We start from the raw sequence: 6,196 nt of genomic DNA on the forward strand, positions 1-6,196 counted from the left end.
CACCATGCCTTGCAGACAAAAAAGCACCTTCCATGAAGGTGCTTTTTTATTTCCGCTGCTCGGCATTGCCGTCTCAGTTGCCCGGCTTGCGCTCGCCGGTGACGGTGGGGTTGGCCGGATCCATGCTCCACTCGAACCATCCGCCGTCGTAGACGCTGATCCGCTTCCAGTCCATCAACCAGGCGTAGAAGAACGCCTCGGAGGCGCGCCAGCCGGTGCCGCAGTAGAAAGCGGCCTGCTGGGTCGGCTCGATATTCCACTCATCCCACATGGCGAGGATCTCGCGGGCGGGCTTCATGGTGCCGTCCGGGTTGTGGAAGTCGCTCATGCTGTTGGCATCCACCCCGCCATGACCCCATCTGGCCCCGGGAATGTCCCCCTTGGGCTTGATGTAGCTGTAGCCCGAGGTATTGCCCACGAACTCGTCCCAGGTGCGCACGCTGACCAGGGCGCCGTCCGGCTGCTTGAGCAGGGCCTTGGCCTGGTCAAGGGTGGTGTAGTACTCGGGATGGGCCGGGATGGCCACGCCAAACTCCCTGGCCGGTTTGAAGGTATTGGCCAGGCCGGTCTCGGTGCGCAGATGCTGCACGAACCAGGCCTCCAGCCCGCCATCCAGCAGTCGCACATCCTCGACCCCCGCATACATCATCAGATGGGCCACACGGGCCGCCGCCATGGTGTTGCGGCCATAGAGGATGACGGTGGTGTCATGACGGATGCCGTTCTCCAGCAGCAGCGCCTTGAGCGCCTCGTCAGAGACCTTGTTCCACAGCGGCTCCCCTTCCAGCCGGTTGGTGTCGATGTAGCCGGCTCCCGGAATGTGGCTCAGCAGATAGGCCTTGGGGGATCCCCAGTCCACCTCGAACACCTTCCACTCCCCCTTGGGGGCGGCGATGACCGGTTTGCCTGCCTGCAAGTCTGCCAGCCAGAGCGGATGGACCAGCTGCTGCCAGCGTGCCAGGTGCTCCCGGGGCGCCTCTTTCCATCCCTGCAGCTCGAACAGCTGCTTGATGCCCTGCTGGCGCAGCAGACGGGCCACCTCGGCCACCTCGCGAGGGGTGCCATAGAGGGCGACGGGTTTGTCGGCCTTCAGCCCCTTGCTCGCAAGCGCCACAGGCCACTCCTCGTCACTGTATTTCCACTCTGCGGAGAGCAGCTCGGCACCGGCCACATGGCCCCCCTGCTTCTCCCCGTCCATGGGCCAGCCCTGGTAGAAATAGCTCGGGCGGGTATCCAGGATCACCGCCTCCTTCCCCTTGGCATCCGCCAGGGAGAGCGGGGGCAGCTCGGCGGCCAGGGCGGGCCAGGCACACCAGAGCAGCAAGGCGGTCAGGCAGCTTCGCCACAGTCCAGTCATTCGTTTCATGATGTCGTCTCGATGCATAGTGAAGATAGTTAAAAAATGGAGCGGCCCAGGCGCTCGGCCAGCAGCTCCAGCGCCGCCGTCCCGGCCAGGGAGTTGCCCGCCTTGTTGAGCTCGGGTGACCAGACGCAGATGGAAAGCTCCCCCGGGATCAGCGCCATGATGCCGCCCCCCACCCCGGATTTCCCCGGCATGCCGACCCGGTAGGCGAAATCGCCCGCCTCGTCATAGAGGCCGCAGGTGGCGAGCAGGGCATTGACCTGCTTGGTGGTCCGGGCCGGCAGCAGGGGCGTGCTCTCGCCAAGAGGGACACCCCGGTTGGCCAGATAGACGAAGGCTCGTGCCAGATCGACGCAGCTCATGCGGATGGCGCAGGCATTGAAGTAGCTCTGCAATACCTTGTCCACCTCGTTCTCGAAGTTGCCATAGGCCTTCATCAGATAGGCGATGGCGGCATTGCGGGCGGAGTGCTGGTACTCGGAGCGCGCCACCACCTGATCCGCCATGATGGCCGGGTTGCCGCACAGGCGGCGCACCAGTTCCAGAGTGCGTTGGCGGGGAGCGGTGAGCCGCGTTTCCAGCAGATCGCTCACCACCAGGGCACCGGCGTTGATGAAGGGGTTGCGGGGAATGCCCTGCTCGAACTCCAGCTGGACGAGGGAGTTGAACGGCTGGCCGGAGGGCTCCTTGCCCACCCTGGCCCAGATCTCCTCCTCCTGATAGAGGGTCAAGGCCAGCGTGAGGCTCAGGGCCTTGGAGATACTCTGGATGGAGAAGGGCTCGAAAGCGTCACCTGCGGTGAACAATTCCCCTTCAACGGTACAGACCGCGATCCCCAGCCGGTCGGCAGGCACCTGGGCCAGGGCGGGAATGTAATCGGCCACCTTCCCCTGCCCGAGCAGCGGACGCACCTCTTCCAGGATGCTGGCCAGTAATTCGGATGACAACACCATTGGCTATTCCATGACGTGAAACGAGGCGGGGCCAGCCCACCGACAAAAATCCCGCCGGCGGCGGGATTTTCTATCTGCCCGGGAGACAGTCAGATATCAGGCCGGCTCGCCGTACCAGAGATCGAACAGCTCGGTGACCACCACGGCCTCCAGCCCTTTGCCTTGCAGCCAGGTCTGAACGGCGGAACGGTCTTCGTCGGTGCACTTGCCGAGCTGCTGGGTGCAGATCATCCCTTCCCAGGCCAGGTGACCCGAGCCGGCGAAGGCCAGCTTGCGAGGCTCAATCACCTCGTCGATCAGCGCATCGACCACGGCATCAATGGTCTCTTCGGCGGTGCCGACCGGGAAGTTGAAACTGATGTCGAACCCCATTTCCTGGAATTCATCGACGCGCAGTTTCTTGCGCAGACGGCGGCTACGGTTGGCCATGATAGCTCCTTAGTTGATACGTTGACTCAGTTGACTCGTTTGAAAATCAGATCCCAGACACCGTGGCCCAGACGATGGCCACGCTGCTCGAATTTGGTCAGGGGGCGCCAGTCGGGACGGGGCACCCAGTTGCCGGTGGCGGAGGTGTTCTCGTACCCCTCGGCGGCACTCATCACCTCCAGCATGTGCTCGGCGTAGTTCTCCCAGTCGGTGGCCATGTGGAAGACGCCACCGATGGCAAGCTTCTGGCGGATATCCTGGGCAAAGGCAGGCTGCACGATGCGACGCTTGTGGTGGCGGCTCTTGTGCCAGGGGTCCGGGAAGAAGAGCTGCAGGCAGGAGAGAGAACCGTTCGGGATCATGTGCTCCAGCACTTCCACCGCATCGTGGCAGATGACGCGCAGGTTGGTGACGCCCGCCTCCTGGGCGGTGCCAAGGCAGGCGCCCACACCCGGAGAGTGCACCTCGATGCCGATGAAGTTCTTCTCGGGGGCGTTCTTGGCCATCTCCACCAGGGAGGCGCCCATGCCGAACCCGATCTCCAGCACCACGGGTGCCTCGCGGCCAAACAGGGCCACCATGTCGAGCGGCTCTGGTGCGAAATCGATGCCCATGACCGGCCAGAGCTCTTCCAGGGCCTTCTCCTGCCCTTTGGTCAGGCGGCCTTCGCGACGGACGAAGCTGCGGATCTTGCGCATGAACTTGCCGTCTTCGTTAAACACATCTTGGGTCACAGACATAGTAAATTGCTCGTTATTGCATCGCTCTGGAACAGAGCCGACATAAATGGATCGCTCGTTATTGCATCAGTTCGCAAAAACAGGGGAGCGAATTATCCCAAGATAGGCACAAGGCGCAAGTGTTTCCCACAACAAATCCCCCGGGACTGCCCACTTCCACCGGCAAGGTTGACAAATGCCACCCCCTTCACAGAATCTGCCGGACGTCAGGTTCATCCTGACGCGGAAAAATAAAACCATATACAACAAAGGATTGCAGTATGAAGAAAACCCTGTTGGCCCTCGTCCTGCCTGCCCTGCTGGCCGGTTGCAACCCCTCTGACAACGACTCCCAACCCCCTGCCCCCGCCGCTCAGGCCCATGAGTTTCTGGTGCAACTGAGCTCTGGCGCAGAAGGGATAGGCGCTCGTCCCACGGGCACCGAGGCCGAAACCCGCGCCGCCGCCTGGATCCAGGATCACCTGGCCGGCTGGGGTTACGAAGTGCAGAACCAGCCATTCACCTACACCAGGGGCGGCACAGACCGAACCTCCCAGAACATCGTCGCCGAGCTCAAGGGTCAGAGCGACAAGGTGATCCTCATCGGTGCCCACTATGACAGCACCGGCGAGAAGAAAGGATCCGAAGGCGCCACCGACAACGGGGCCGGCGTCGCCGCCCTGCTGGCGGTTGCCGAGGCACTCAAGGGAGAGACCCTGCCCTACACGGTGCGCTTCGCCTTCTTCGGCGCCGAGGAAAACGGCCTCAACGGCTCCAGAGCCTATGCCGCCAGTCTCGACACCGACGCCGTCGCCAAGCTGCTGGCCATGGTGAACTACGACACCATCGCCGGGGGCGACATCGTCTATGTCCACTCGGCCCACTCCGATGTGGCCGAGTACAACTGCGCCGACCCGAGCCGCTACAGCTTCGATCCCAAGGTGCGCGATCGCCTGCTGGCCATCTCCCAGCAGACCGCCACCCCGTTTGCCATCCACCCCAGCTACAGCGGCTACCCGGAAGGGGAGACCGGCAGCTGGTCCGATCATGCCCCCTTTGCCTGCCTGGGGGTGCCCATCGCCTACGTGGAGGCCACCAACTTCACCATCAACGGGGAAGATGGCTATGACGGCTACTCCCAGAGCACCAATCCGGCGCTGTGGGACTGCTACGACGACGCCACCAAGAGCGCCTGCGACCGGGACAGCGAGACCCAGTGGGGCAAGATCTGGCACACGGAGCATGATCGCCTCGACAAGATGGCCGAGCTCTTCCCGGGCCGGATCGAGCAGCAGCTCGGGGCCAATACCGACCTGATGATCCGCTTCCTCAAGGCGCCGGGGCTCTGACCCCCATCCCGCCCGATGCCCCCCTGACAGGGGTTTTTGCGCCCCTGACCGGGGTCGGGACGATAAAATTCGGGCAGGTGCCAAACCTGCCCTTTTTTATGGATTTTTGTGACAGCCATTGCCTCATTTCTGAAATCTGATACAAACGGATAACCTGGCGGTTGAATGGAGCGACCGCCACCTAGTCAGAGAGAACCCTATGCAGCCGTTTTTTGCCCAGCGCTTCGAGAAGGTCGAGCCTTCCTTTATCCGCGAAATCCTCAAAGTTGCCGCCAATCCGGAGATCATCTCCTTCGCCGGCGGCCTGCCCAACCCCCATCTGTTCCCGGTCAAGGCCATCGAGCAAGCGTGCCAGGACGTGCTGCGCGAGCAGGGAGCCGCCGCGCTGCAATACGCCACCACCGAGGGCTTTGCCCCGCTGCGCCAGTTCATCGCCGATCGCTACCTGAGCCGCCACGGCATGGCCGTCAATCCTGACAACATCCTCATCACCAGCGGCTCCCAGCAGGCGCTGGATCTGCTGGGCAAGGTGCTGGTGAACGAGGGGCAGGATCTCATCATCGAAGAGCCGGGCTACCTTGGCGCCATCCAGGCGTTCTCCGTCTATCAACCGAATTTCAAGCCCATTACCCTGGCGGAAGAGGGGCTGGATCTGGCCGCGCTGGATGCGCTGCTGGAGCAGGGCTCCAGCGCCAGGCTGCTCTACGGCGTGCCCAACTTCCAGAATCCGAGCGGTGTTTCCTACAGCCGCGCCAACCGGGAAGCCCTGGCGGAGCGCCTGGTGCGCCACGATCTGCTGATGGTGGAAGACGACCCCTATGGCGAGCTGCGCTTCGAGGGGGAACACCTCCCTCCCATCGCCAAGCTGGCCCCCCACAACACCGTGCTGCTCGGGTCCTTCTCCAAGACGGTGGTGCCCGCCTTCCGCCTGGGCTGGATGGTGGTGCCGGACTGGCTGCGCAAGAAGGTCACCATCGCCAAGCAGGCCACCGACCTGCACAGCAACGCCTTCAGCCAGCAAGTGCTGCACCGCTTCCTGACCGACAACTCCCTCGACGCTCACCTGGAGAAGATCAAGGAGGTCTATGGCCGCCAGCGTGCCGCCATGGAAGCCGCCCTGACGCGCCACTGCCCGCCCGGCGTCAGCTACACCCGGCCCGAAGGGGGCATGTTCCTCTGGCTGACCCTGCCGCCCAGCGTCAGTGCCATGGCCCTGTTCGACGAGGCCATCAAGGAGAAGGTTGCCTTCGTGCCCGGCGCCCCCTTCTATGTGCGCCCCGAGATCCAGAACACCCTGCGCCTGAGCTTCTCCTGTGTGGATGAGGCGACCACGGAAGAGGGTGTTCAGCGTCTGTGCCGCGCCCTGGCCCGCATGCTCTGAGC

General features: G+C 63.3%; 6 protein-coding genes. 2 read left to right on the forward strand and 4 right to left on the reverse strand.

The features are described from left to right. Positions 1–73 precede the first annotated feature (73 nt). The 4 genes from AB5Y89_RS16875 to trmB form a co-directional block, all read right to left on the reverse strand. Entirely contained in the window at positions 74–1,366 is a 1,293-nt protein-coding gene (locus AB5Y89_RS16875; protein WP_368224193.1) for a sulfurtransferase, read from the reverse strand. 29 nt (positions 1,367–1,395) lie between these two features. Next, positions 1,396–2,316 (reverse strand): glutaminase B, encoded by a 921-nt coding sequence (gene glsB / locus AB5Y89_RS16880; RefSeq protein WP_368224194.1) that lies wholly within the window; start codon positions 2,314–2,316, stop codon positions 1,396–1,398. Positions 2,317–2,412: 96 nt separating this feature from the next. Next, positions 2,413–2,745 (reverse strand): YggL family protein, encoded by a 333-nt coding sequence (locus tag AB5Y89_RS16885; RefSeq protein ID WP_039040181.1) that lies wholly within the window; start codon positions 2,743–2,745, stop codon positions 2,413–2,415. Positions 2,746–2,771: 26 nt separating this feature from the next. Next, positions 2,772–3,485 carry a tRNA (guanosine(46)-N7)-methyltransferase TrmB gene (gene trmB / locus AB5Y89_RS16890; protein ID WP_010675501.1) on the reverse strand — a complete coding sequence of 238 codons (714 nt, stop codon included), beginning with the start codon at positions 3,483–3,485 and terminating at the stop codon, positions 2,772–2,774. Between the two features lie 260 nt (positions 3,486–3,745). Between trmB and AB5Y89_RS16895 the strand changes: the two genes are divergently transcribed. Both AB5Y89_RS16895 and AB5Y89_RS16900 read left to right on the forward strand, forming a co-directional pair. Beyond that, positions 3,746–4,813 carry a M28 family metallopeptidase gene (locus AB5Y89_RS16895; protein WP_049636588.1) on the forward strand — a complete coding sequence of 356 codons (1,068 nt, stop codon included), beginning with the start codon at positions 3,746–3,748 and terminating at the stop codon, positions 4,811–4,813. 199 nt (positions 4,814–5,012) lie between these two features. After that, the gene (locus tag AB5Y89_RS16900) at positions 5,013–6,194 is read left to right on the forward strand and encodes a PLP-dependent aminotransferase family protein (RefSeq protein ID WP_103243655.1); all 1,182 of its coding nucleotides are present in this window, start codon (positions 5,013–5,015) and stop codon (positions 6,192–6,194) included. The last annotated feature ends 2 nt before the right edge of the window (positions 6,195–6,196 follow it).

The sequence above is a fragment of the Aeromonas sp. s4 genome, assembly GCF_040907855.1.
GTDB classification, from domain to species: Bacteria; Pseudomonadota; Gammaproteobacteria; order Enterobacterales; family Aeromonadaceae; genus Aeromonas; species Aeromonas caviae.

Coding starts and splice junctions, on each gene's coding strand:
- AB5Y89_RS16885 (WP_039040181.1), bottom strand. CDS start 2,745: ATGGCCAACCGTAGCCGCCGTCTGCGCAAGAAACTGCGCGTCGATGAA.
- glsB (WP_368224194.1), bottom strand. CDS start 2,316: ATGGTGTTGTCATCCGAATTACTGGCCAGCATCCTGGAAGAGGTGCGT.
- trmB (WP_010675501.1), bottom strand. CDS start 3,485: ATGTCTGTGACCCAAGATGTGTTTAACGAAGACGGCAAGTTCATGCGC.
- AB5Y89_RS16900 (WP_103243655.1), top strand. CDS start 5,013: ATGCAGCCGTTTTTTGCCCAGCGCTTCGAGAAGGTCGAGCCTTCCTTT.
- AB5Y89_RS16875 (WP_368224193.1), bottom strand. CDS start 1,366: ATGAAACGAATGACTGGACTGTGGCGAAGCTGCCTGACCGCCTTGCTG.
- AB5Y89_RS16895 (WP_049636588.1), top strand. CDS start 3,746: ATGAAGAAAACCCTGTTGGCCCTCGTCCTGCCTGCCCTGCTGGCCGGT.